Raw genomic sequence first — 24587 nt, forward strand, 5'->3', positions numbered from 1 at the left:
CACTGGAGCTTTTGAGCAATCAGCTACCGCGTCAAGAGTTTTTTTCCAAAACAAAGCGAGACTGAAGGACTTTTGTCTCAGCCTCCACTGCCGGTTGCAGACAAAGCAAGAGCAGTTTGTGTCAGCTGTCTTCGTCAAAGAGATTGAAGACAGCTCAAAACCTACGTAAGGAAATGCCGCCTTGGATTTTCAAAGAGTATGAGGCGGACAGTCAGCGCTGCCGCTGATTTGCAAATGGATAGATAGGAAATGATTATGAGATATTTAACGGCCGGCGAGTCACACGGACCGCGTCTGACCGCCATTATTGAAGGTGTGCCGGCAGGCCTGCCTCTGACAGCAGACTACATCAATGCAGAGCTGAAACGCCGGCAGGGCGGCTACGGCCGCGGTGCCCGCATGAAGATTGAGAGCGATCAGGTAGAGATTACCTCTGGTGTGCGCCATGGTCTGACCATGGGCGGCCCCATTACTCTCCATGTCACCAATCTGGATCATCAGAAATGGCTGGACATCATGAATGCGGCTGATGTGGAGGAGAAGAAAAAAGGCCTGCGTAAGATTACCAAGCCGCGGCCCGGCCATGCGGATTTGGTCGGCGGCATCAAGTACCGCTTTAGCGATCTGCGCAATTCTCTGGAGCGGTCCTCTGCCCGCGAAACAACGATGCGGGTGGCAGTGGGGGCTGTTGCGAAACGGCTGCTGGAAGAAATCGGCGTCGAAGTGGCCAGTCATATTGTCACCTTTGGCGGCATTGACATTGACGTACCTGAAAATCTGACAGTGTCCCAAATCAAGGAGAGGGCCGGCCGGTCGGAAGTTTCCATTGTCAATCCTGAAAAAGAGCAGGACATCAAGGCTTATATTGACCAAATCAAGAAGGACGGCGATACAATCGGCGGTATCATTGAGACCATTGTCGGCGGTGTGCCGGCAGGCCTGGGCTCTTTTGTCCATTGGGACAGAAAACTGGATGCCAAAATCGCTCAGGGGGTGGTGTCCATCAATGCTTTCAAAGGGGTTGAATTCGGTGTCGGTTTTGAAGCGGGCCGGCTCAAAGGCAGTCAGGTCATGGATGAAATCCTCTGGTCTGAAGCTGACGGCTTTACCCGCCGGACAAATAATCTGGGCGGCTTTGAAGGCGGGATGACCAATGGTGAACCGATTGTCGTGCGCGGGGTGATGAAGCCGATTCCGACTCTTTACAAGCCGCTGATGAGCGTGGATATTGTGAGCCACGAGCCTTACAAGGCAACGGTGGAGCGGAGCGATCCAACGGCTCTGCCGGCTGCGGCTGTCGTGATGGAAAGCGTTGTGGCGACGGTTCTGGCGGCAGAAGTGCTGGAAAAATTCTCCTCTGACAATTTAGAGGAACTGCAGGCAGCAGTGGCCCAGCACCGGGCTTACGCCAAGGGATTTTAGAGCTGATGAGCAAGGAGCAAGCATGGAGAAAAAAAGGGTCTATATTGCAGGATTGGGGCTGATTGGCGCCTCACTGGCTCTGGGCATCCGGCGTGACCATCCAGAAGTAGAAATTCTGGGCTATAATCGCAGTGAGGAGTCACGCAGGATTGCTCTGGAGAGGGGGATGGTGGATAGAGCGACGGCTGATTTTGCGGCCTGGGCCCCTTTGGCAGATGTCATTATTCTGGCTGTCCCCATCCAGCAGACCATTGACTTTATCAGGGAGCTGGCCGGTCTGGATTTGAAGGAAAATGTCCTTATTTCTGATGCCGGATCCACCAAGGCGGAGATTGTCGCTGCGGCGGAAGACTTCCTGCAGGCCAGGCCGGTTCGATTTGTCGGTGCCCACCCTATGGCCGGCAGCCATAAGACAGGTGCGGCTTCAGCTGATGTCAATATCTTTGAGAATGCCTATTATATCTTTACACCGTCCAGCCTGACCAAGCCTGGCACGACGGAAGAACTGCAGGATCTCCTGTCTGGTCTTCACGCCCGCTTTATTGAGATCGATGCAGCGGAGCATGACCGAGTCACCAGTCAGGTCAGCCATTTTCCTCACATCTTGGCTTCCAGTCTGATGGAGCAGGCAGCCGCCTACAGCCAGGAGCATGCACTGACCCAGTCCTTTGCGGCCGGCGGTTTTCGGGATATGACCCGGATTGCAGAGAGCGAGCCAGGTATGTGGACCTCTATCCTGCTGACGAATCCTGAGCCAATCTTAGAGCGGCTTGAAGATTTCAAGGAGCATCTGGACAGGGTAGCAGACGCTCTCAGGAGCAAAGATCAGGATAGAATTTGGAATTTCTTTGAAGAGGGCCGCCGTGTCCGCAAACAGATGGAAATTCATAAACGGGCCGGTGTAGACAGTTTTTATGACATTTTTATCAATGTTCCTGACGAAGAAGATGCAATCTTGGGCATTCTGGAATTGCTGCGGGGGACCTCAGTGGTCAATATCCGCATTAACGAGGAAAACCGTGAAGATATCAACGGAATTTTGCAAATCACCTTTAAAAATCGTGAAGATTTGGAAAAATCTGCTAAAATAGTAAGAGAAAATACTGACTATCAGGTATTTTTAGATGAATAGAATGGAGAAAATTGATGTCCAACATTTATGATTTAGCTAATGAACTCAGCCGCAGCCTGCGCGACCTGCCCGAATACCAGGCGGTTGTCGACAGCAAGAAAGAAGTGGATGCAGACAGTGAAGCCAAGGCGATTTTTGATGATTATCTGGCCTTTCAGCATGAACTGCAGCAGCTGGCCCAGAGCGGCCAAGTGCCCAGCAAGGAAGTGCAGGACAAGCTGACTTCCTTCGGTCAAAAAATTCAGGACAATGCCCTCCTGTCGGAATTCTTTAACAAGCAGCAGCAGCTGTCCATCTACCTATCCGACATCGAGCGCATCATCTTTGATCCTGTGCAGGAATTGCTTAAATAACAGCTCTTCAGGGGATAGCTTCTCATAGCTTGTGGCTGCTTCCGCTCAATGCCTTTTCTGCTGATTCATACTCAAAACTCTAAACAGCGAAATGCCTAGAGCATGGTTGGGAGCTGGCAGAAAAAGCTGCCGCTAGGAAATGACAGCTGCAGTCAAGATAGGCTTGCCCTATCCACAGTCACAAACAAGTTCCCCGACTGCCGGAGCAAACCGAAGCTCTGATCATACAGGAGCTTTAAAAGAGTAGGCAATTCTCCCTTTCCTGCCTTTTGTACCGTCAGATTGAACATAGAAAGTTTCGAGGAGTCTCTCATGCTTGAACGTTTGCAGCAGCAGTTGGATTTTGCCAATGAGCTGGAAAAGCTCAAAGCCACTCATAGGACCAATCGGACCTTGGATGCCTACCGTTTTGAGAATTCGGCAGAGCATAGCTGGCAGTGTGCCCTTCTAGCGATGGTGTTGCAGGAGTATGTACCTGAGAGCTTGATCTTGGAGAGGGTCACGACCATGCTGCTCATCCATGATTTGGGGGAGATTTATGCCGGCGACACCTTTGTCTTTGACGAAGAAGGCAAGGCAGACTCCTATAGCCGGGAGCTGGCTTCTCTGGGAGTCAGTCTGGGCAAGCTTCCTGCTGACCAAAAGCGGCATTTTCTGGATCTTTGGCAGGAGTTTGAGACTGGCAGCAGCGCCGAGGCCAGATATGCTCGGGCAGTGGATGCCTTGGTGCCTCTGCTCAGCCATTTGGAAGTGGCCGAGCCGGATGACAATCCTCACAGATTGACCAAATCTCAGGTGCTCGCTAAAAAATCCTTTATCAAAGACCTATCTGGAGAACTTTGGGAACTGGCTTAAGAAATCATTGACCAAAGCGTTTCCAAGGGGCTCTATCTGGATGAGTAAGGGAGGGAGGCTGGATGAGAAGAAGTTTTGGCGGCTGGGGCAATGGTGTCCCGGCTTTGTTTTTGATTTGATTCTGGAAAGGAATAGAAGAGAGAGCGAAAAATTCAAATTTTAGCTCTGCCTAGCCGTCTTTTTCATGTTATAATAAACAGACAAGACGAAAGGGAAAAGTGTCTGATTGATGATTAGTTCAAAGTATGACTGGCAGTTTGCCACACATTTTACGGATGAAGCGTTTTTAAAAAAGGCTAAGAAAGCCGGTCTGGAGCCTGCGGCGGCCAGTCTTCTCTACCAGAGAGGGATTCAGACGGAGGAGGAACTGCAGGATTTTCTGGAGCCGTCTTTGGATCAGCTGCATGACCCTTATGACCTGCACGATATGGACAGGGCCGTGGCCCGCATTCGCTCAGCGATTGAGAATTATGAGCAGATTTTGATTTACGGCGACTATGATGCGGATGGCATGACTTCGGCTTCGATAGTCAAGGAGGCTCTGGAGCAGCTGGGAGCTGAATGTCAGGTCTATCTGCCCAATCGCTTTACAGACGGCTATGGCCCCAACAGCAGTGTTTACAAGTATTTTATCGAAAATCAGGGCATCTCCCTTATCATCACAGTGGATAATGGCGTGGCGGGAGTAGAAGCTATTGAGCTGGCCCAATCGCTGGGTGTGGATGTCATCGTGACGGACCATCACTCCATGCCCGAGATCCTGCCGGATGCTTATGCTATCATCCATCCAGAGCACAGCGGAGCGGATTATCCTTTCAAGCAGCTGGCCGGCTGCGGGGTGGCTTTTAAGCTGGCAACGGCTCTTTTGGAAGAAGTTCAGGTTGAGCTCCTAGATCTCGTTGCCATTGGCACCATTGCCGATATGGTCAGTCTGACAGGAGAAAATCGCATCTTGGTCAAATACGGCCTCTCTGTCCTCAAAAACAGCCAGCGCATCGGCCTGCAGGAGCTCTTTAAGATTGCGGGGCTCCAGACAGAGGAGCTGGACGAGGAAACAGTCGGCTTTCAGATTGCCCCCCGGCTCAATGCTCTGGGGCGCTTGGATGATCCCAATCCAGCAGTCGAGCTCTTGACCGGTTTTGATGACGAGGAAGCCCACCGTATCGCCCTCATGATCAATCAGAAGAATGAAGAGCGCAAGGAAATCGTCCAAAGCATCTATGAGGAAGCCAAAACCATGCTGCATGCAGAGCGGCCGGTGCAGGTGCTGGCCAAGGAAGGCTGGAATCCCGGTGTCTTGGGGATTGTGGCCGGCCGGCTGCTGGAAGAGCTGCACCAGCCGGTCATTGTTCTGAACATTGAAAAGGGCATTGCCAAGGGCAGCGCCCGCAGTATTGAAGCGGTCAATATTTTTGAGGCGCTGGACAGTCACCGCGATCTTTTCGTGGCCTTTGGCGGCCATGCTGGGGCGGCTGGTATGACGCTGGAAGCAGACAAGCTGACGGAGCTGTCAGCTATTCTGACGGCTTACATTGTCGATAACGATTTGGATCTTTCCAGCAAAAATGAGCTCTTTTTAGATGAGGAGCTGCAGCTGCCAGAGCTGACGCTGGATACGCTCAAGAGTTTTGAAAAGCTAGCGCCCTTTGGCATGGATCATAAAAAACCGCTCTTTTATCTCAAGGATTTCAAGGTGGAGCAGGCTCGGACCATGGGGGCAGCCAACAGCCACCTCAAACTGAAGGTCTCGCAGCAGGATGCGGCCTTTGAGGTAGTGGCCTTTGGTCAAGGGGCGCTGGCGGCCGAATTTGCCCAGGCTAAGCAGCTGGAGCTGGCGGTCAGCCTTTCTGTCAATAGGTGGAACGGCCAGACCAGTCTGCAGCTCATGCTGGTGGATGCGCGTGTGGACGGCGTTCAGCTCTTTAATGTCCGCGGAAAAAATGCCTCGCTGCCTGATGGGGTTCCCCAGCTGCGTTTCACCCAGCCTTTGCCGGATTTGGACAATAGCAGAGCTGTACTGATTTATGACCTTCCTGATGATTTGCAGGAGCTGAAAGCTATTCTGCAGTCCCATGAGTTTGAGGCGATTTATTTCAAAAATGACATTGCCCGGCCCTACTATCTGACCGGCTATGGCAGCAGGGAGCAGTTTGCCCGTCTCTACAAGACGATTTACCAGTTCCCGGAGTTTGACATCCGCTACAAGCTCAAGGAGCTGGCGTCTTATCTGAAGCTTGATCCGATTCTCCTTGTGAAGATGATTCAAATCTTTGAAGAGCTGGGCTTTGTGACCATTAAAGACGGCGTCATGACGGTTAATAAAGGGGCAGAAAAGAAAGAAATTGACAGCAGTCTCATTTTCCAAGATCTTAAACGCACCGTCAAGGAGCAGGAGCTGATGGCGCTGGGCACCGTGCAGGAGATGTATGATTATTTGATGGAGAGATGAGATGGTAAAAGTTCAAACAAAAGTCTTGCGAAGGAGAAAATTTTAGATGAATGAAATTATCCTTAGCTTTAAACCAGAATTTTTTCGAGCTCTATTGACCGGAAAAAAGCATTTCGAATATCGTGCTAGGATACCTGATGAAGAAACAATTGCTTATTTATACTTATCTGCACCTGCTAAGATGATTGTTGGGAAAATGGTTTTAGGGAAACGTAATAATATTCAAGATTTCTTGGACAAGAGGAGACTGAAAAGTAGCAGCTGCTCAAATTTAGAGCAACACTTGAATGAGGGCGCTAAGTATTTTTCATCCATTCATTCTCTATCTCTTCTTGATAAACCAGTATTGTTAGAACAAGCTAAGCAATTATCTCCAACATTTCATCCCCCGCAAGGATATACTTATATTAAGAATTACAGAGAACTCCATCATTTCCTTGATTGTTCTAACTTCTCAACATTTGAGATAAACTCTTCTGATAGTCTAGAGTTATTGGGCTTATTTACCAAAGATATTGTCAAAGTTTACAAACAAGAAATAGCAACTCCGGTTTATTTAAAGCAGTATATTTAGTTTCATAAAGATAGAAACAATTCTTTTCATTAAAATTGCAATAAATTTGCTAGAAAATCGTTGGATATACTTTAACCATGAGTTTAAGGAGAAACACATGACTTGGACAGATGCCACCGCCATGGCGCAGGCAGTCAGACAAAAAGCAGTATCGCCTTTGGAGCTGGTAGAAGAAGCGATAGCAAAGATTGAGCGGCTCAATCCGTCGCTCAATGCTGTGGTTTACAAGCAGTATGAGGAAGCCAGACAGCTGGCGCAAGAGGGCTGCTTCGATGTTCAGCCCTTTGCCGGTGTGCCCCTCCTTCTCAAGGATCTGGGGCAGGAACAGGCCGGCGCTGTTTCCACGGCGGGTTCGGCTCTCTTTGCTGGCTATCGTCCCCAGCAGACAGATCATTATGTGGCGGCTTTAGAGAGGCTGGGCTTTATCATTCTGGGCCGGACCAATACGCCTGAATTTGGCTTTAAGAATATCAGCGACAGCCGTTTTCATGGTCCGGTCTCCCTGCCGCAGGATTTGACCCGCAATGCCGGCGGATCCAGCGGCGGAGCAGCCGCCGCAGCAGCGTCGGGCATGGTTCCCTTGGCTGCAGCCAGTGACGGCGGCGGCTCGATTCGGATTCCGGCCAGCTTTAACGGCCTGATTGGTCTCAAGCCCAGCCGCGGCCGAATACCTGTCGGACCCGGCTCCTATAGAGGCTGGCAGGGGGCAGCAGTGAATTTTGCCCTGACCAAGTCAGTCCGTGATACCCGACGCCTCCTCTATCATTTGCAGACCTGTCAGATGGAAAGTCCCTTTCCCCTGCCTCTGCTCAGCAGGGAAAGCCTGTTTGACTTTAGGGCGGAGCAGCCTTTGCGGATTGCCTTCAGCAGCCGTTCGCCGATTGGCAGTTCTGTTTCCCAGACTGCTCAGGCAGCCGTTCACAAGGCCGCAGTCTTTCTGGCGGAGCTTGGACATGAAGTGACAGATCTGGCGCAGGAGCCTCTGGATGGCATTGAGGCCATGAAGTCCTATTATCTCATGAACAGCGTGGAAACAGCCGCTATGTTTGATGGCATTGAAGCCAGTCTGGGCCGCTCGATGCGCTTGGAAGATATGGAGCTGATGAGCTGGGTCCTTTATCAGTCTGGTCAGAAGATTTTGGCCAAGGATTTCACGAAAATCCTGCAGGACTGGGATCAGTATTCAGCTCAGATGGCAGTCTTTCATGAGACCTACGACCTCTACCTGACACCTGCAACTGCAGAAGCAGCACCCAAGCAGGACCAATTTCCTCTGTCAGCAGCCCTGCAGGAGCAGCTGAGACATATAGCTGACTATTCCCAGTCGGAGCAGCAGGAGCTAATCTGGCAGATGTTTGAGGAAAGTCTGGCCTGGACTCCCTTTACCCAGCAGGCCAATCTGACTGGCCAGCCCTCCATCAGTCTGCCCCTGCATCGGACAGCGGAGGGCCTGCCGCTGGGAGTGCAGCTGACGGCGGCCAAGGGCCGGGAGGACTTGCTCTTATATGTAGCCCAGCTTTTTGAAGAGGCGGGAAAGTTTGAGCGGTAAATCACAAACAGATTGATTGCGAAAGCGTCACCAATTTAGTATGATAAAAAGTAGGGAAATGATATTTTCTTACTTTTTAATATCATTTCAAAATAAACACGGATGGTGAACATATGAAAAAGCTTTTTTCTGCCTGTTTGGCCCTGGCTGGCCTAACTCTTCTTTTGGGAGCCTGCTCTGCTAAGCAGTCCAGCAGTTCAAATGGTTCATGGGATCGAATTGAACAGTCTAAAACCCTGAAAGTCGCGACGTCTGGGACACTGTTTCCGCAGTCTTATCACGATGATGACAATAATCTGACTGGCTATGATGTGGAGATTATAAAGGAAGTCGGCAAGCGTCTGGGACTGAAGGTGGAGTTTGAAGAGATGAGTGTGGACGGCATGCTGGCTGCCCTCAAGAGCGGCAAGGTGGATGTGGCCGGCTATTCTGAAAAAGACGGAAAGAACGCTGATAAGTTCCTCTGGACAAGACCGCACAAATATTCCTTTACCTCTATGATTGTCCGCAAGGAGGACAATTCAGGCATTCACTCGCTCAAGGATCTCAAAGGAAAGAAAGCAGCAGGAGCCGCTTCGACCAACTATATGAAGATTGCCAAAAAGCTGGGCGCGGAGCTGGTGATTTATGACAATGTCACCAACGATGTCTATATGAATGACATTGTCAACAAGCGGACAGATGTAATCATCAATGACTACTACCTGCAAAGCATGGCGCTGACAGCTTTTCCGGACAAGCCCATCAAGATTTTAGAAGATGTTTACTTTAACCCGACTTCTGCCAGCTTCTCCCTGTCGCTGGACAATAAGGTTCTGCTGGAAAAGATTGACGGTGCCCTGGAGGAGATGCGCAAGGACGGTACCTTGACCAAGCTTTCTGAGAAATTCTTTGCCGGTCAGGATGTGACCCAGGAAAAGAAGTTTGATTATGAAACGGTTGACATTTCAGATGTGGAATAGAGGATGAATGTTATTGATTTTCGGCTGATAGTCGATCAGTTTTGGTTTGTCTTTTCTGGCATTCCCTATACCTTGGGCGTCGCTCTGACGTCCTTTCTGACGGGGCTGGTGCTGGGCTTCTTCATCTCCCGGGCCCGGATGTCCAAAAGCAGCCTTCTGTCTGCTTTGGTCCGCTTCTATATTTCTGTCATGCGGGGCGTTCCCATGATTGTAGTGCTTTTTGTGCTCTACTTTGGACTGCCTTTTTATGGGGTGGAGCTGCCGGCGCTTCTGTGCTCTTATCTGGCCTTCAGTCTGGTCAGCGCGGCCTACATCTCTGAGATTTTCCGGGCCAGTATGCAGGCAGTGGATCAGGGCCAGTGGGAAGCAGCGCGGGCTCTGGGTTTGAAAAATTGGACCATTGTCCGCAAGATTATCCTGCCCCAGGCCATCCGCATTGCTATTCCGCCCTTGGGCAATGTGGTTCTGGACATGATCAAATCGACCTCCCTCATGGCCATGATTACCGTTCAGGATATTTTCCAAAAGGCCAAAATCGTCGGTGGCCGGGAATTGGACTATATGTCTATGTATGTCCTGGTAGCCTTTATTTACTGGCTGCTCTGCTACGGCTTTGAAATCCTTCAGGCCCGTCTGGAGAAGAAACTGAGGATTTACAGCTAGCAGGATGGGAAGCAGCAGACTGGGAAGCATTTCTCCCAGTTTTTCTTTTTTTGTCCCCTTTTTATTGGAAAACATGATATAATAGAGAGTAAAAAAATTTTTTGAGAGAAAGTAACAAATGAATCTAAAAGACTATATTGCAACAATCGAAAATTACCCGCAGGAAGGCATTACTTTCCGCGACATCAGTCCGCTGATGGCAGACGGAAATGCCTACAGCTATGCTGTCCGTGAGATTGTCCAGTATGCGACGGACAAGAAAATTGACATGATTGTCGGTCCGGAAGCCCGCGGCTTTATCGTCGGCTGCCCTGTGGCTTTTGAGCTGGGGATTGGCTTTGCGCCGGTCCGCAAGCCGGGCAAACTGCCGCGCGAAGTGATTTCTGCAGACTATGAAAAGGAATACGGCATCGATACTCTGACCATGCATGCTGATGCCATCAAACCCGGCCAGCGGGTACTGATCGTGGATGACCTTCTGGCGACAGGCGGTACAGTCAAGGCGACCATTGAAATGATCGAACGTCTGGGCGGTGTGGTTGCCGGCTGTGCATTTCTGATTGAGCTGGATGAGCTCAAGGGCCGCGAAGCGATTGGCGACTATGACTATAAGGTCCTCATGCACTACTGATACATAGTTTAAAGCTATATCCAGTTAGAGAAAAAGTATAATTGAAAACTATATCTCCTTCCAGTATAATGAGAGTAATATAAACTGCTGCTCAGAGGAAATCTATTGTTGACAGGGACAGCACCAAGTGCAGCTTTTGCTGCATCACCGGTCAGGCTGGGGAAGGTCTCAGCAGACCTTTCCCAAGTTCTGCATCTTAGATTGTCCAAGTGCATCCGCACAGGCTGAGCACAGTGGATCTGATTCAGAGGAGATATTTTCATGCCCATTAAGATTGATAAAAAATTACCAGCTGTTGAAATTTTAAGTTCTGAGAATATCTTTGTCATGGACGACGACCGGGCGGACCATCAGGATATCCGTCCCCTCAATATCTTGGTTCTCAATCTCATGCCGCAGAAAATGGTGACAGAAACGCAGCTCCTGCGGCATTTGGCCAATACCCCTCTGCAGCTGACTATCGAATTTCTCTATATGAAATCCCATCGGTCCAAAACGACCCATGCAGAGCACATGGAGACCTTCTATAAGACCTTTGAGCAGGTCAGGAGCCGTTATTTTGACGGCTTGATTATTACTGGGGCACCGGTCGAGCATCTGCCCTTTGAGGCGGTGGACTATTGGGAGGAGTTTCAGCAGGTCATCGAGTGGTCTAAGACCCATGTCTTTTCCACCCTTCATATCTGCTGGGGAGCTCAGGCTGGGCTCTATGCCCGCTATGGGGTGGACAAGCACCAGATGGAGCGCAAGCTGTCCGGGGTCTACAGCCAGTCAGCGTCCAGCCGCAATCTGCTCTTCCGCGGCTTTGACGATGAGTTTTATGCCCCTCATTCCCGCCATACTGAGGTGCTGAAAGAAGACATTCTCAATCTGACCAATCTGGAAATTCTTTCCCAAGGCAAAGAGACAGGCGTGTCAGTTGTTGCCAGCCGTGATTTGCGGGAGGTCTACAGCTTCGGCCATATGGAGTATGACCGGGATACCTTGGCCAGAGAGTATTTTCGTGATCTGAAGGCTGGTAAAAATCCGCATATTCCAGAGCATTACTTTCAGAACGATGATGTCAGCAGCCAACCGTCTCTGCGCTGGAGTTTGGCGGCAGCTCTCTTTTTCAGTAACTGGGTCAACTATGCGGTCTATCAGGAAACACCTTTTGACTGGGAAAGCCCTGAAAACGACGTATCATTTTTTGCTTATTTATAAGAGGTTACATGACATATTTATCAGCTTTCAAATCGGGCAATCTGGTTATTCCAAGTGCCCTGCTTTTGCATTTTAAGGATATTTTTGATTCCTCTGATGATTTTTTGGTCTGGCAGTTTTTCTATCTGCAAAACACTACATCGCTGGAAGAAGTGGCACCGAGCCAGATTGCGGAGACGATTGGCAGGACATTGACGGAGGTCAACCGCTCCATGTCCCATCTGACCGAAAAAGGCCTTTTGCAGTATAAAACAATTGAGCTGGGAGGCGAAGCTGAGGTGATTTTCGATGCTTCCCCTGCCTTGGAAAAGCTGGACGATTTGCTGGCAGCCAAAAACGACCAGCAGGCTGCGGTTAAGCCGCCGCAGAATGTCCTGAAAGACTTGGTAGAGACCTTCCAGCAGGAGCTGGGCCGTCTCTTGACCCCCTTTGAGATTGAGGATTTGACCAAGACCGTTCAGGACGACCGAACCAGCCCAGAGCTGATCAAGGCTGCCCTGCGGGAAGCGGTTTTTAACGGCAAGGCCAACTGGAAATACATCCAGGCTATCCTTCGCAACTGGCGGCGGGAGGGCATTACCAGTGTCGCTCAAGTAGAAGCCAAGCGCGAGGAGCGTGAAGCGGCCAATCCGCAGAATGTGACGGTGTCAGACGACTTCCTCAAGGCTATGAATTTGTGGAAGGATTGATAAAAAGCATGGGAGTCTGTCTCAGTTTCTTGTAATATTCTATGTTACAATAGAATTAACAGAATCTGCTTATTTTTGTTCAGATTTAGTTAGTAAACTTCAAAAGGAGAGAAACCATGTCAGAATACAAACTGCCAAAAGTCTGGTCTGCTGCGGACAGCAATCAGGGTAAATTTTCAGGGATCAATCAACCGACTGCCGGTGCTCGCTTTGAGCAGAAGCTGCCAGTCGGTGAGCAGCCTTTCCAGCTGTATTCGCTGGGGACGCCCAACGGTGTCAAGGCCACCATTCTGCTGGAGGAGCTGCTGGCGGCTGGTGCGGCGGAGGCAGCCTACGACCTCTACCAAATCAGCATTATGGATGGCGATCAGTTTGGCTCGGACTTTGTCAAGCTCAACCCTAATTCTAAGATTCCGGCCTTGCTGGACCAGTCAGGGGCTGAGCCGATTCGAGTCTTTGAGTCTGCCCATATCCTGCTCTATCTGGCTGAGAAATTCGGGCAGTTTATCCCTGCTGGACCTGCCGAGCGTGCGGAGGTCCTCAACTGGCTCTTCTGGCAGGCAGGCGCAGCGCCATTCCTGGGCGGCGGTTTCGGCCATTTCTTTCACTATGCACCGGAAAAAATGGAATATCCGATTAACCGCTTTACCATGGAGGTCAAGCGCCAGCTGGATTTACTGGACAAGGAATTGGCGGCCAAGCCTTATATCGCCGGTCAGGACTACAGCATCGCCGACATCGCCATCTGGTCTTGGTACGGACAGCTGGCAGAGGGCAGGCTCTATGCCGGTTCTGCAGAATTTCTAGATACCGCTTCCTACAAGCATCTGCAGGCCTGGGTGGATAAGATTACAGCCCGTCCAGCGGTGCAGCGGGGGCTGAAAGCAGAATACAAGGCAATCAAGTAAAAAGACTAGGGCGGGACAGAATGATGGCTGATCAAGGCGATTTTTCTCCCGCCGCTTTTTTTATGCCCTCAAAAATGATATACTGAATAGGACAATCAATAGAAACGAGTAAGCTATGCAGAAAAAAACGATTTCCCAGCGATTGGAAAAGGTTGCGGCTTTTGTGCCGGCTGGGAGCAGGCTGCTGGATGTGGGGAGCGATCATGCCTATCTGCCCATTTATCTGATGCAGCAGGGCCGGATTGAGGCGGCGCTGGCCGCTGAAGTGGTCGAAGGCCCCTTTCAGTCTGCCCAGAAAAATGTCGCCGAGCATGGGCTGAGTCAGCAGATTGAGGTGCGCTTAGCCGATGGCCTCGCGGCCTTTGAGGCTGAGGATCAGATTGACACTATCGTTATTGCTGGTATGGGCGGCCGCTTGATTGCGGATATTTTGGACAATGGCCGAGCGAAACTGGGCCCTGTCAGCCGTTTGATTTTACAGCCCAATAACCGGGAGGATGAGCTCCGCAGCTGGCTGTCTGAGCAGGGGTTTATGCTGGTGGCTGAGGAGCTGCTGGAAGAAGCAGGCAAGTTTTATGAAATTCTGGTCGCAGAAGCCGGCCGGCAGCTGCTGACTGAGCAGGAGAAACGCTTCGGACCCTGCCTGCTGCGGGAAGCGTCAGCTGTTTTTCAGGCCAAGTGGCAGAAAGAGCTGAGCAAGCTGGAGAAGGCGCTGGCCCAAATCCCAGAGGAAAAGGAGCAGGAACGCTCCGCTATTTCTCAAAAAATCAAGCAAATCAAGGAGGTGCTTCATGTTCGCAAGTGACATCATTGCCCGCTATGAGGCCTACTGTCCTCAGGAACTGTCTATGGAAGGCGATATTTCGGGTCTGCAAATCGGCACATTGGACAAGGAAGTGGATAAGGTTCTGCTGGCGCTGGATATTCGTGAGCAGACGGTGGCAGAGGCCATAGAGGCCGGTGCCGGGCTGATTATCGTCAAGCATGCGCCTATTTTCCGGCCGCTCAAGGATTTGGTGGCGGATCGGGCCCAAAATCAGATTCTTCTGGACTTGATTCGCCACGATATTGCAGTCTATGTCAGTCATACCAATATTGATGTCGTATCAGACGGTCTCAATGACTGGTTTTGCCAGCTTCTGGAGATCAGGGAGACGGAATTTCTCAGCCAGACGGCGCCGGATCAGGGCATTGGCCGGGTGGGCAGGATTGAGCCCCAGACTTTTGGTGCTTTTGCAGCCAAGGTGAAAACAGCCTTTGGCCTAGACAGTCTGCGGCTGGTGGCCTATGAGGCGGCGGACTTGGAGCGGCCCATTGAGCGGGTGGCAGTCTGCGGCGGCAGCGGCCAGTCCTTCTATAAGGAAGCTCTGCAAAAGGGTGCTCAGGTCTATATTACTGGGGATATTTACTATCATACTGCTCAGGAAATGCTGACGGAGGGGCTCTTGGCGCTGGACCCCGGCCACCATATCGAGGTGCTCTTTACGGAAAAATTAAAAGAAAAATTGGAGGCTTGGAAGGCAGAAGAGGGCTGGCAGGTGGACATTATCGCCAGTCAGGCTTCAACCAATCCATTCAGGCATATTTGAGGACGTTTGTATGAAAAGAATGGCAGTGATTGGAGCCGGTATTGTCGGCTCAACAGCCGCTTATTATCTGTCCCGCTATCCAGACGTGCAGGTAACGGTCTTTGACCACGGTATCGGTCAGGCTACCAAGGCTGCAGCCGGCATCATCAGTCCTTGGTTTTCTAAGCGGCGCAATCAAGCTTGGTACCGCATGGCCCGTTTGGGAGCGGATTTTTATCAAAACCTGCTGGCTGATTTGGAGAAGGATGGTGTTTCGACCGATTTTTACCAGCAGACGGGTGTCTGTCTGCTCAAAAAAGATGAGAGCAAGCTGCAGGAGCTCTATGATTTGGCTGCTGCGCGGCGGAAAGAGTCGCCTTTGATCGGCGATCTGCAGTTCCGGACTGCAGAGCAGCTGCAGGAATCATTTCCTGGTCTGACTGGTTTTGAGCGGCTGCTCTATGCTTCAGGCGGGGCTCGGGTTGAGGGTTCTCTTTTGACGGAAACCCTGCTCAAGGCCAGCGGGGCTGAGCTTTGCTTCCAAAAAGTTGATTTGCAGCCGGTTGACCAAGGCTATGTGATTGACGGCCGGCATTTTGACAGCGTCATTTTGGCCGCCGGTGCTTGGCTGGGGCAGGTCCTCTCGCCGCTGGGCTATGAGGTGGACGTGCGGCCGCAAAAGGGTCAGCTGCGCGATTTCAAGATGGCTGAGTCAACGGATTGCTATCCGGTTGTCATGCCGGAGGGCGAGCTGGACATCATCCCCTTTACCAAGGGCAGCATCTCTGTCGGTGCCAGCCATGAAAATGATCAGGGCTTTGACCTGACGGTAGATCTGTCTGTGCTGGATCAGCTGCAGAAGGAGGCAGAGGGCTATTTGCCAAAGCTGGCCGCTGCGGACATTCTGGGTGAGCGCGTGGGAACGCGGGCTTACACCAGTGATTTTTCTCCATTTTTTGGGCTCGTGCCAGGATTGCCTCAGGTCTATGCTGCCAGCGGCCTGGGATCTTCTGGTCTGACCACCGGTCCGCTTATCGGCCGCCAATTGGCCCATCTGGCTTTGGGTGAAGCAGGCCTGCTGGATCCAGCGGATTATCCGATTGAGCGATATGTGAGGAAGGGCTGATATGACTGAAAATATTTTAAATTGGGTGAATGTTTGCGTCAAAAAAGATGAGAAGGTTTTACTGCTCAACCGTCAGCATGATAATTTTAAGGGCTGGATACAACCTGGGGGCTTCAACAGTCTGGGGAGAGACTGTTGAAGGTTGGGGATGGGAAAAGCGAAGCTTTTTACTTTCGTAGGAATTTCCGGAGTCTTTCTTTGAAGCAGCCGCCCGGGAATTAAAAGAAGAAACCGGACTGACCGCTCTTAATTTGGTCTTGAAAGGAATTTCTGGCTTTACCAATCCGACCAAAGGAGAACGCTACGTTTATTATGATTTTCTCTGTACCGAGTTCGAGGGAGAAGTTCAGGGGAATGGCCACGAGGGCGAGCCTAAGTGGTGGAAGATTTCGGAACTTGGCCAAATAGATATGCAGGACGACATACGTGAACGTCTGCCTCTCTACTGGCGGAAAGGCTCTTTCGAGCGGATTCATACTGGAATGAGGAAAAACACTGTATCGGGGAAACGAAGACGATTTTGTATGATTGATTTTAGATAAGAGGGAGAAACTTTATGAACTGGTTACAGTCGCAGCCTGTGGTGCTGCAGGCTTTCTTGGCGGGGCTTTTCACATGGGGGTGTACCATTGTGGGCTCGGCTGTTGTATTTTTCTTTAAACAGGTCAGCAGGAAACTGCTGGACATTATGATGGGCTTTGCGGCCGGTGTCATGATTGCGGCTTCTTTTTGGTCGCTTTTGGCGCCCTCCATTGAGTATGCGCAAGCCTCTTATGGCAGTCTGTCCTGGCTGCCGGCAGCAGTTGGTTTTCTGGTTGGCGGCTTTTTCCTGCGTTTCATCGACGCAGTGGTGCCTCACTTGCACTTGAGCAAGGATATTTCGGAGGCAGAGAGCGTTCATGAGCACAGCCGCAAGAAGCTGTCCAAGACGGCCCTGCTCTTCTTAGCCATTACCATTCACAATTTTCCAGAAGGTTTGGCAGTCGGAGTAGCCTTTGGTGCTTTGGCCGCCAATCCAAGTCCGGAAGCCTTTGTTGGCGCGATTGGCCTAGCTTTGGGAATTGGCCTGCAAAACGTCCCGGAGGGGGCTGCTCTGTCCATTCCGATTCGGACAGACGGCAAGTCTCGGCTTAAAGCCTTTTACTGGGGCTCCATGTCTGCGATTGTAGAGCCAATCGGGGCTGTTCTCGGAGCAGTAGCTGTTATGGCCATGACAGCTATTCTACCCTATGCCCTCTCCTTTGCAGCAGGAGCTATGATTTTCGTGGTGGTAGAGGAGTTGATACCGGATTCGCAGACCAATGGCAATACAGATGTGGCGACTTTAGGTCTCATGGTGGGCTTTGTTCTCATGATGGTTTTGGATGTGGCTTTGGGTTGATGCTAACTTGGAATCAAAGAGCGGAAGAAAGCGGAATTTCCGCTCTTTTTCTACCACTTACTTAGGAAATCTTACCACTTACCGAAAAGGGGTAGATTTGCTATTGTCCATTTGTTAGGATAAGGGTGCAAAGGGGAAAATACATCTTAAGGAGGATATCATGAAACCATCATTTTTGAAAAACGCTGTAGCGCTAGTAACTTGTGGCTTGCTCGCTCTAGGAGCGGGTCATGTTCAAGCTGACCAGCAGAAATTGCCGTCGGGCACATCCTACGACCAAATCGGTCAGAAGATTGAGGACTACTACAAGGAGCACGAAAAAAACAGTGCTGGTATGGCGACGACCGTCATTGACAAGGACGGACAGACCATTTACCAAAACAACTTTGGCTATATGGACAAGGAAAATAAGCAAGCGGTGGATGACAACCCGGTCTTCGAGTGGGAGGGTCAACGACCAAAATCACCGTCTGGGTCAGTGTCATGCAGCTCTGGGCAAGATAGCGGATTTGGTTTAAATAGTCATCAAACAGATATAAACCAGCATTGCTATGATAGCAATGCTGGTTTTGTTTAGCACTTCCCCCCACTTTTTCTACCACTTACCTGCAGAAACTTACCACTTACCGAAAAAGGGTAGATTTGGCGCTGCCCTTTTGTTAGGATAAGGGTGCAAAGGGGAAGGCAGTTTAAATTCTAAGGAGGCAATCATGAAAACATCATTTTTGAAAAGCGCTGTGGCGCTGGTAACATGTGGCTTGGTGGCTTTTGGAGCAGCGCAAGTTCGAGCTGACCAGCAAAAATTGCCGTCGGGCACGCCTTATGACCAAATCGGTCAGAAAATTGAAAATTTCCACAAGGAACACGAAAAAACCAGCGCGGGACTGGCGGCAGCAGTCTTTGATAAGGACGGCCAAACCATTTACCAAAAGAACTTTGGCTATATGGACAAGGAAAAGAAGCTGGCTGTGGACGACAACTCGGTTTTTGAGTGGGGCTCTGCCACCAAATTGACCGTCTGGCTCAGCGTCATGCAGCTCTGGGAAGAAGGAAAAATTGACCTAAAAACAGATATAAAAGAGTATTTGCCCAAGGATTTCCTGAAACACCTCAAATACGACAAGCCCATTACCATGCTGGATCTGATGAACCACCAAGCGGGTTTTGATGAAACGCCGCTGAACACAGGAACAGGCAAGAGCTTGGAAGAATTACTAAAAAGCCAGCCCGCTCAAACTTATGAGCCAGGGACGGTGACATCCTATTCCAATTACAGTACAGCTCTAGCAGGCTATATCGTGGAGCGCATCAGCGGACAGGACTTTGCGGATTATGTCCACGAGCATATTTTCCAGCCTTTGGGCATGAACCATACCGCTCTCTTACCTGATTTGTCGGACAATACCTATGTCCGAGACAAGCGGCAGGGTGAGAAAACCTATGATACAAACGGAAGTTTATATCTAGATAAATTGCTTCCCGCGGATATTTATCCAGCGGGGCAGGCGACAGGGACTTTTGCCGATTTCAAGCGGTTCGCGCAAGCTCTTTTGAGAAAGGAAAAGCTCTTTAAGCGCCCAGAAACCTGGAATGAACTGTATCAGACAACTTCTACATTCTCAGATAAAGCAGTCGCTAAGAATGCCCACGGCTTTTGGGTGACAGAGTATGAGATAGGCTCTATTTTAGGGCACGGCGGTCATTCTTTTGCCGGTTTTTCCACCCTGATTTCGCTGGATTTCAAGTCGGGTATTGGCATGGTTACTATGGTAAATCAGAGAGAAGAAGCCACCTATTCTTTTGGTCTACCCGATTTGGTCTTTGGTAAGAAAAAGCAAGCCCCTAGCCAGTCTCAAAAAGACTTTCAAGAGGGCATGTATCGAACTTCTCGCTCCATTCAGCAAGGCCCGACCTCTATTTCGCGCCTTGCCCCCGCTTATACCTTTTATGTGAAAGATGTGATCAAAGACGGTCATTTATTAGTCAGCAACTATTGGCTTTTGCAACAGCGCCAAGGCCGAACAGAAGTTGAAACAACCTATAATAATTTAGAAAAGCTCTCGCTTTGGGAGGTGATAAAGGATTATGGCTCTGTCGCTCTGCTGGGACTGGCATCGGTTTATGCCGTACTTGTTCTTCTGTTAGCTGCTTTGAGCAAGATATATCGCTCACTTTTTGGAAAAGAAAGCAAAAGACCGACTCCAAGAAGTTGGAAAATTTGGCATTATGGCACTTGCGGACTGATTTTGGTTAGCCTAGTCAATCTAGCAGGTCTCGTCATAGTTGCCGTTTCGGGCAAGTACATGCCCGATTATCGCTGGCAAGCCATTCTCTTTGCCCTGCTTGCACTGATTTTCTTAGTCAATGCTGGGTTGCCAATCTTTCTGCGTTCAAAATTCCAAGTGAGCAAGGGTCGAAAAATCTTGACCTACTTGACCAGCAGCGCTTCACTTATCGTCGTTCTCAATATCCTTTATTGGAGCCTTTACCAGTGGTGGGCACTTTAATAGAAAGGTAAGTATCATGAAAACATCATTTTTTAAACATTGCTTAACTGTGCTGACTTGCGGCTTGCTCGCTCTGGGAGCTGGTCACGCTTACGCTGACCAGCAGAAGTTGCCGTCAGGCACGCCTTACGACCAAATTGGTCAGAAAATTGAGGATTACTACAAGGAACACGAAAAAACCAGTGCGGGACTGGCGACATCTGTTTTTGACAAGGACGGACAAACCATTTACCAAAATAATTTTGGCTATGTAGACAAGGAAAAAAAGTTGGCGGTGGATGACAACTCAGTTTTCGAGTGGGGCTCTGCCACCAAGTTGACCGTCTGGGTCAGCGTCATGCAGCTTTGGGAAGAAGGCAAGATTGACCTTAAAACAGATATAAAAGAGTATCTGCCCAAGGATTTTCTCAAAGGCAAGCTCACATACGACAAGCCAATCACCATGCTGGATCTGATGAACCACCAAGCAGGCTTTGGAGACACGGGGCTTGCCAAGGGAACTAGTAAGAACTTGGGAGATACGCTCAAAAAAGTACATATCTATCAAGCCTATGAGCCGGGAACAGTGACAGCCTACTCTAACTTTGGGACGGCTCTGGCAGGATATATCGTCGAGCGGATTAGCAGACAATCTTATGCTGACTATGTCCACGAGCATATCTTTGAACCTTTAGATATGAGGCACACCGCTCTCTTACCCGATTTATCAGATAATCCCTATGTAGTAGAAAAACGTAAGGAAGTCAAAGGTTACACTAGAGACGGTCGGTTGATTGGCGAAGCTCCATATCTAATAGAAATGTACCCTGCTGGGCGAGCAACAGGAACCTTGGAAGATTTCAAGGCATTCGCTCAGGCACTCCTGCAAAAGAAGACACTTTTTAAGCGTTCAGAGACTTGGGACACCCTTTATACAGCAACCTCTAACTATCCTGATAGCGATCTTCCTACCAATGCTCATGGTTTTTGGAGTGACCTTTATCAAGACCAAGTTATCCTCGGGCACGGTGGTAATACAGCTGGTTTTTCATCAAGTTTGACCTTAGACTTAAAATCAGGTATCGCTGCTGTCATTTTAACGAACCAACTGGGCGAGAAAAATTATGTTGAGAAAATTCCCGAGCTGGTCTATGGGCAAAAGAAAGATGTTCCCAACAAAAAGAAAGAAGAACTCAAACCCGGCTTTTATCGTGACGCTAGTCAATTCTTTGGGCCTTTATCCATTGCGCGACTAAATATGGCGACCTTCTATATTGATAAAAATAGTGAAAATCGATTTTACTGGAGCTTGGAGAAAGTCGGTAAGCGAGAATTTATCAAGCGCCCAGTTTCTGATTACTTTAAACTATCTAACTGGGAAGTTGCCAAAGAATTCGGCAGTGTCATCCTATGGGGGTTAGCAATCTTCTATGCTCTTCTTAGTTTGGTATCTGCTTTACTGGTCAAGCTCTACCGGCTCCTTGCCAAGCGGACAAACCGCAAACCTGTGACACTTGCTTGGTCGCTCTGGCATTATCTGACTTGCGGACTTGTTTTGTCCACTGTACTCATAACCATTCTCATCGTGCAATATAATATGAACATCAGCGGCTCGCCAAATAACAGTGCTTGGCTCTATGTCATCTTTGCAATAACGGGTCTGCTGCTTCTTGCTAGTTCTGTTTTGCCAATTCTTCTGCGTTCAAAATTCCAAGTCAGCAAAGGCAGAAAAATCTTGACCTACTTGACCAGCAGCGCTTCACTTATCGTCGTTCTCAATATCCTTTATTGGGGCCTGTACCAATGGTGGGCACTTTAATAGAAAGGTAAGTATCATGAAAACATCATTTTTGAAGAGCACTGTGGCGCTGCTGACTTGCGGCTTGCTCGCTTTTGGAGTAGCGCAAGTTCGAGCCGATGAGCAAAAATTGCCGTCGGGGACATCTTACGACCAAATCGGACAGAAGATTGAGGATTATTATCAGAAAAACGAGAAAACCAGCGCAGGACTGGCAACATCTATTTTTGACAAGGACGGTCAAACCATTTACCAAAATAATTTTGGCTATGTAGACAAGGAAAAAAAGTGGGCGGTGGATGACAACTCAGTTTTCGAGTGGGGCTCTGTAACGAAATTAACCGTCTGGGTCAGCGTCATGCAGCTCTGGGAAGAGGGGAAAATTGACCTAAAAACCGACATCAAAGAGTATCTGCCCAAGGATTTTCTCAAAAGCAAGCTCAAATTTGACAAACCCATTACCATGCTTGACCTCATGAACCACCAAGCAGGCTTCGCAGATGTTGACTTGGCCAAAAATGAAGACAAAGACCTAGCCCATACGCTACAAAAGGCGCCGATTATTCAAGCCTATGAGCCGGGGACAATAACTGCTTATTCCAATTTTGGAACGGTGCTTGCTGGCTACATCGTCGAGCGGATTAGCGGACAATCTTACGCTGACTATGTGCACGAGCATATTTTTCAGCCCTTAGGTATGAAGCACACCGCTATTTTGCCCGATTTTTCGGATAATGACTATGTGGTCGAAAAACGCAAGGAAATCAAGGGCTACACCTCAGACGGTCAGCTGATTGGCGAGGCAAACAAGCCTAATCCTTACTATCCGAGCGGGCGAGCAACAGGAACTTTGAAAGACTTTAAGACCTTTGCCCAAGCACTCCTGCAAAAGAAGACACTTTTTAGGCGCGCGGAAACTTGGGACACCCTTTATACGGCGACTTCGACTTTTCCTGATAGCAAACTCCCAATCAATGCTCACGGATTTTGGAGTGACCTTTATCAAGACCGCGTTATCCTCGGTCACGGTGGTAATACGGCTGGCTTTTCATCCATATTAACTTTGGATTTCAAATCAGGTATCGCTACCGTCATTTTAACCAATCAACAATACGAAAGTAACTATCTTAAAAAAATTCCTGAGCTGATTTATGGAAACAAGGCAACTACTTCAGAGAAGATAAAAGCAGAGTTTAAACCGGGCGTTTATCGCTCAAGTCGCGTTTTCACCAATGCCTTATCAATCACGCGCATTGCTCCGCCAATAACTAACTATCTTGAGAAAAATAGTAAATTTGTCACTCAAAAATACTGGGAATTGGAGAAAAACGGCAAGCAAGAACGGCTGAAATTGCCTATCGCAGACTACCTTAAACTTTCCACATGGGATGTAGTCAAGGATTACGGCAGTCTCGTCTTGTGGTGCCTCGCTGCTTTCTATGCCCTCCTCATCCCTGTATCTGCTTTACTGGTCAAACTCTATCGGCTTCTTTTCAAGCGGAAAAATCACAAACTTACACCGCTTGCTTGGTCGCTCTGGCAATACCTGACTTGCGGGTTCATTCTATCTACCATGCTCCTGCTTTACTTCTTTATCCAAAGCGTCCTGAGTCTACATTCCTCACCAAACAGCCGTGTTTGGCTTTCTATGGGCTTTGCAGCTGTGGGAGTTAGCCTCCTGGTTAGCCTTATTGCCTCATTCTTCCTGCGCTCAAAATTCCAAGTGAGCAAGGGTCGAAAAATCTTGACCTACTTGACCAGCAGTGCTTCACTTATCGTCGTTCTCAATCTCCTCTACTGGAGCCTATATCAGTGGTGGACGCTCTACTAAAAGAAAGGAAAGTTATGACCCATTCTCAAAAAATCGAAACAATGATTCAAAACGGCTCCGACCAACTCTACACCGTTTGCTATCCCAATCCTGACAAGGAAACGATTATCCTGCTGCACGGTGGACCGGGAACGCCTGATGACTTCAAGCTCTTTATCCCTAAGCTCGAAAAAGATTATCAACTGATTGTCTTTCACCAGCGGGGAACGAGAAAATCGCCCTGCCTGAGTGGCGACTACAGCATGGAAGCCTACATTGCGGACATCAACACGATTGCCGACCACTTCAATGTAGATAAATTTCACCTTTTGGGACATTCCTGGGGCGGATTGTACGCGCAAATCTACGCCAGCAAAATCCCTGAGCGGGTTCTTAGTTTCTTTCTTTCCTCTCCGGGAACAGGCACGAGCAAGCAGTGGCAGCAAATGGAAAAAGAGATGATGAATTACAATAAAAATCACTGCACGACTATCGAATGGCTAAAAATGGGAATCTATTCTCTGCTCGGCAATCTTGGTAGTTCCAAGGCTTCGCAAGCTCTCTTTCGCCAAGTTGTCCGTAATTACAATGCCGACTATCCAGCCTTTCATGATGTGAAACTAGACATGAGCAATGTTTCAGTCCAAGCAGGCAATCAGACAAGAAAGGAAATTATGGCCTATCCTCTCTTGCCCCGACTAGAAGATCCTGCTTTTCCTATTACCGTGACCTTTGGTGACAATGATATTTTTGGTGCCAGTGGACATTTTGTCATCAGCCGCTACCCTAGCGCCCAAGTCTTTACGATTAAAAACAGCGGCCACTTCCCATTTCTTCATAATCCGCAGGATTACTTTGCTATCTTGCACCAGCATTTTCAACCTTAGCATGAACCTCTAAAGTTTTCCAACTTTAGAGGTTTTCACTTATCTGCAACTTATCCCTCTTTTTCTTTTATTTAAGGGTAGTGAAAAGGATGACATCCGCTTTCAAAAATGGTAGAATAAGGAGAATACATTAAGAGAGGA

Annotated in this window: 21 protein-coding genes and 2 pseudogenes; all 23 read left to right on the forward strand. The window is 49.2% G+C overall.

All coding sequences use genetic code 11. The annotated features are described in order from the left end of the window. Positions 1 to 255: 255 nt before the first annotated feature. The 23 genes and pseudogenes from aroC (at position 256) to DHL47_RS11435 (ending at position 24446) form a co-directional block, all read left to right on the forward strand. Positions 256 to 1422: a chorismate synthase gene (gene aroC / locus DHL47_RS11325; protein ID WP_209551957.1), complete on the forward strand. Its 1167-nt coding sequence runs from the start codon at positions 256 to 258 to the stop codon at positions 1420 to 1422. Between the two features lie 22 nt (positions 1423 to 1444). Beyond that, positions 1445 to 2554 (forward strand): prephenate dehydrogenase, encoded by a 1110-nt coding sequence (locus DHL47_RS11330; RefSeq protein WP_209551958.1) that lies wholly within the window; start codon positions 1445 to 1447, stop codon positions 2552 to 2554. 14 nt (positions 2555 to 2568) lie between these two features. After that, a complete protein-coding gene (locus tag DHL47_RS11335) occupies positions 2569 to 2907 on the forward strand; it encodes a YlbF/YmcA family competence regulator (RefSeq protein ID WP_128836194.1) in 339 nt (112 codons plus the stop codon). 312 nt (positions 2908 to 3219) lie between these two features. Then, entirely contained in the window at positions 3220 to 3762 is a 543-nt protein-coding gene (locus DHL47_RS11340; protein ID WP_209551959.1) for an HD domain-containing protein, read from the forward strand. Between the two features lie 229 nt (positions 3763 to 3991). Next, positions 3992 to 6211 (forward strand): single-stranded-DNA-specific exonuclease RecJ, encoded by a 2220-nt coding sequence (recJ, locus tag DHL47_RS11345; RefSeq protein ID WP_209551960.1) that lies wholly within the window; start codon positions 3992 to 3994, stop codon positions 6209 to 6211. A gap of 46 nt (positions 6212 to 6257) precedes the next feature. Continuing rightward, positions 6258 to 6785: a hypothetical protein gene (locus DHL47_RS11350; RefSeq protein WP_209551961.1), complete on the forward strand. Its 528-nt coding sequence runs from the start codon at positions 6258 to 6260 to the stop codon at positions 6783 to 6785. A gap of 97 nt (positions 6786 to 6882) precedes the next feature. Further along, positions 6883 to 8334 (forward strand): amidase, encoded by a 1452-nt coding sequence (locus DHL47_RS11355; protein ID WP_209551962.1) that lies wholly within the window; start codon positions 6883 to 6885, stop codon positions 8332 to 8334. Between the two features lie 113 nt (positions 8335 to 8447). Beyond that, the gene (locus DHL47_RS11360; RefSeq protein WP_209551963.1) at positions 8448 to 9296 is read left to right on the forward strand and encodes a transporter substrate-binding domain-containing protein; all 849 of its coding nucleotides are present in this window, start codon (positions 8448 to 8450) and stop codon (positions 9294 to 9296) included. Between the two features lie 3 nt (positions 9297 to 9299). Then, entirely contained in the window at positions 9300 to 9959 is a 660-nt protein-coding gene (locus DHL47_RS11365) for an amino acid ABC transporter permease (RefSeq protein WP_209551964.1), read from the forward strand. Between the two features lie 118 nt (positions 9960 to 10077). Further along, positions 10078 to 10590 (forward strand): adenine phosphoribosyltransferase, encoded by a 513-nt coding sequence (locus DHL47_RS11370; protein ID WP_128836202.1) that lies wholly within the window; start codon positions 10078 to 10080, stop codon positions 10588 to 10590. Positions 10591 to 10851: 261 nt separating this feature from the next. After that, positions 10852 to 11793 (forward strand): homoserine O-acetyltransferase MetA, encoded by a 942-nt coding sequence (metA, locus tag DHL47_RS11375; protein WP_209551965.1) that lies wholly within the window; start codon positions 10852 to 10854, stop codon positions 11791 to 11793. A gap of 8 nt (positions 11794 to 11801) precedes the next feature. Then, positions 11802 to 12482 carry a DnaD domain-containing protein gene (locus tag DHL47_RS11380; protein ID WP_128836207.1) on the forward strand — a complete coding sequence of 227 codons (681 nt, stop codon included), beginning with the start codon at positions 11802 to 11804 and terminating at the stop codon, positions 12480 to 12482. Between the two features lie 116 nt (positions 12483 to 12598). After that, a complete protein-coding gene (gene yghU, locus DHL47_RS11385) occupies positions 12599 to 13390 on the forward strand; it encodes a glutathione-dependent disulfide-bond oxidoreductase (RefSeq protein WP_209551966.1) in 792 nt (263 codons plus the stop codon). A gap of 115 nt (positions 13391 to 13505) precedes the next feature. Next, the gene (locus DHL47_RS11390) at positions 13506 to 14195 is read left to right on the forward strand and encodes a tRNA (adenine(22)-N(1))-methyltransferase (protein ID WP_209551967.1); all 690 of its coding nucleotides are present in this window, start codon (positions 13506 to 13508) and stop codon (positions 14193 to 14195) included. Then, a complete protein-coding gene (locus DHL47_RS11395) occupies positions 14182 to 14979 on the forward strand; it encodes a Nif3-like dinuclear metal center hexameric protein (protein WP_209551968.1) in 798 nt (265 codons plus the stop codon). Before DHL47_RS11390 ends, DHL47_RS11395 begins: the two co-directional genes overlap by 14 nt. 10 nt (positions 14980 to 14989) lie before the next feature. Continuing rightward, positions 14990 to 16084 carry an NAD(P)/FAD-dependent oxidoreductase gene (locus DHL47_RS11400; protein ID WP_209551969.1) on the forward strand — a complete coding sequence of 365 codons (1095 nt, stop codon included), beginning with the start codon at positions 14990 to 14992 and terminating at the stop codon, positions 16082 to 16084. 1 nt (position 16085) lies between these two features. Then, positions 16086 to 16616: pseudogene (locus DHL47_RS11405) on the forward strand (NUDIX domain-containing protein). Between the two features lie 24 nt (positions 16617 to 16640). Further along, complete coding sequence (gene tmpA / locus DHL47_RS11410; protein ID WP_209551970.1) at positions 16641 to 17465, forward strand: ZIP family manganese transporter TmpA; 825 nt, start codon at positions 16641 to 16643, stop codon at positions 17463 to 17465. A gap of 160 nt (positions 17466 to 17625) precedes the next feature. After that, positions 17626 to 17960: pseudogene (locus tag DHL47_RS11415) on the forward strand (serine hydrolase); the annotation flags it as partial. A 215-nt stretch (positions 17961 to 18175) separates the two neighbouring features. Further along, positions 18176 to 19972, forward strand: coding sequence for a serine hydrolase domain-containing protein (locus DHL47_RS11420; protein WP_209551971.1), 1797 nt, complete (start codon positions 18176 to 18178; stop codon positions 19970 to 19972). 16 nt (positions 19973 to 19988) lie between these two features. Next, complete coding sequence (locus DHL47_RS11425; RefSeq protein WP_002906173.1) at positions 19989 to 21770, forward strand: serine hydrolase domain-containing protein; 1782 nt, start codon at positions 19989 to 19991, stop codon at positions 21768 to 21770. A 16-nt stretch (positions 21771 to 21786) separates the two neighbouring features. After that, entirely contained in the window at positions 21787 to 23580 is a 1794-nt protein-coding gene (locus tag DHL47_RS11430; RefSeq protein ID WP_002920811.1) for a serine hydrolase domain-containing protein, read from the forward strand. Between the two features lie 14 nt (positions 23581 to 23594). Continuing rightward, positions 23595 to 24446 (forward strand): alpha/beta fold hydrolase, encoded by an 852-nt coding sequence (locus DHL47_RS11435; RefSeq protein ID WP_245335619.1) that lies wholly within the window; start codon positions 23595 to 23597, stop codon positions 24444 to 24446. Positions 24447 to 24587 lie beyond the last annotated feature (141 nt).

The sequence above is a fragment of the Streptococcus panodentis genome, from assembly GCF_017884005.1.
Taxonomy (GTDB): Bacteria; Bacillota; Bacilli; order Lactobacillales; family Streptococcaceae; genus Streptococcus; species Streptococcus panodentis.